The following is a 255-nucleotide window of genomic DNA, read 5'->3' as shown; positions in this document are numbered from 1 at the left end:
ATCTACCTTTGTGGAGACGGGGACAGGTGGATAAAGAGGGGTCTGGAGTTTTTACCGAAGAGCGTATTTGTGCTGGATCTTTTCCACCTGGATAAATACCTTGTGGCCGCTTTAGGGAAGGACAAAGGGGCATATGGAGAGATTTGGGCAGCCTTGAGGCGTGGTGATCGGGTGGGGGTAGAGAAGGTACTGAAGGGAGCGGCGAGGAAGGCGGAGACTCCTGGCCGGAGGAAGGCGGTGCGGGATTGTCGGCGC

General features: G+C 56.5%; 1 protein-coding gene. It reads left to right on the top strand.

Features of this window, described 5'->3' with window-relative positions:
- A partial coding sequence (locus tag DXX99_RS11195) for a UPF0236 family transposase-like protein (protein ID WP_205664723.1) occupies positions 1-255 on the top strand: 255 nt, incomplete at both ends.

It is taken from the genome of Ammonifex thiophilus (assembly GCF_003368535.1).
Classification (GTDB): domain Bacteria; phylum Bacillota; class Desulfotomaculia; order Desulfotomaculales; family Ammonificaceae; genus Ammonifex; species Ammonifex thiophilus.
This window is presented reverse-complemented; position numbering and strand designations above follow the sequence as displayed.